Genomic DNA, 1,695 nt, shown 5'->3' on the forward strand with positions numbered 1-1,695 from the left:
CCTTTGCTGGCTTTATTGCTGGGGATATTTGCGTTGATGGTGACGCCACGTGAAGAAGAGCCGCAGATTGATGTCACTATGGCAGATATTTTCATTGCTTACCCCGGTGCGTCAGCCAAGGAAGTAGAGAGTTTGATAGCGACACCAGCGGAGCAGGTGGTCAGTGAAATTGCTGGTCTGAAACACGTGTATTCAGTATCGAAGCCAGGGCTGGCTATCATCACTGCTCAGTTTGAAGTCGGTGAGAAACGTACCGATGCGATTGTACGTTTATACAATAAAATTTATTCCAATCTGGATTGGCTGCCTGAAAACTTGGGTGTGTCACAACCTATTATTAAACCCAAAGGCATTGATGATGTGCCGATTCTGACGCTGACTTTATGGCGTGAAGGGCAGCAGGACTCAAATCAGTTAAAACAGTTGGCGCAGTCTTTGGAAGTGGAACTGAAGCGGGTTGATGGAACACGGGATATTTATACTGTTGGCGGTGCTGATACCGTAGTGAATATCACCTTAGATCCAGAGTCACTGGCGGCCTATCACATGGATAGTCATAGCCTGAGTTTGGCTTTGGAAGCCGCAAACCAATCGGTCGAAGCCGGGACGACAGTACAAAATAATCAAATGACAAGTGTTCAGGCAGGTCAGTTTATCGTTTCAGCTGACACGCTGAAATCACTCATTGTCGGTGTCTTTAATGACCAAGCGGTGTATTTAACGGATGTGGCTGATATTTATCTTGGTCCAGAACAACCCCGTCAATATGTCTGGTTTGGTACGGGGCCAGCGGCAGCAGACAAACAGATAAAAGCTCAGGGTGAATATGATGCTGTCACCATTGCCATTGCCAAACAGCCAGGAACCAATGCCGCCGATATTGCCAATGCGGTACTGCAGCAGGTAACAGCATTAAAAGGCGTGATGATTGCGGATGAGGTGCAGGTGACCGTGACGCGTAATTATGGCGAAACGGCGGATCAAAAGGCTGATACGCTGATCCATAAACTAATTTTTGTCACGGTAGCTGTGGTTTTATTGGTGTTATTTGCACTCGGCTGGCGAGAGGCCATTATCGTTGGCGTAGCGGTGGTGATTACCTTATTACTGATGTTATTTGCTTCGTGGGCATGGGGTTTTACTTTAAATCGGGTGTCGTTGTTCGCCTTAATTTTTTCTATTGGCATTCTGGTAGATGATGCGATTGTGGTGGTGGAGAATATTCATCGTCATATTCAACAAGAAAAATTAAGCTTAAAACAAGCGATTCCAGTCGCTGTCGATGAGGTGGGGCAGCCAACAATATTGGCGACTTTAGCCGTGATCGCAGCCTTATTACCCATGGCCTTTGTCAGCGGTTTGATGGGCCCGTATATGAGCCCGATTCCGATTAATGCCAGCATGGGCATGCTGCTGTCATTAATGGTGGCCTATGTCGTGACACCATGGATGGTGTTGAAGATGCTTTCACATTCTCGTTCGGCCAAGCATGAGCAAGTTGCCGAGTCCCAATATGACGCGGTTTTTCAGCGTGTTTTGAGCCCCTTTCTATTACATGAACATGCTGCCCGCCGCCGAAAATTACTGTGGGGTGGACTTATTTTGCTGGTTATTGTGTCTGTTGGTCTGGCAGCAATGAAACTGGTCATTCTGAAAATGCTGCCGTTTGATAATAAGTCTGAAGTGCAGATTGTG

At 46.9% G+C, this 1,695-nt stretch carries 1 protein-coding gene; it reads left to right on the plus strand.

Annotation, left to right across the window (positions count from 1 at the left end; genetic code table 11):
* Positions 1-1,695 (plus strand): efflux RND transporter permease subunit (locus tag B4K20_RS12900; protein WP_289283182.1); only part of this gene is annotated, 1,695 nt, incomplete at both ends.

Source organism: Methylophaga sp. UBA5088, assembly GCF_002414625.1.
Classification (GTDB): domain Bacteria; phylum Pseudomonadota; class Gammaproteobacteria; order Nitrosococcales; family Methylophagaceae; genus Methylophaga; species Methylophaga marina.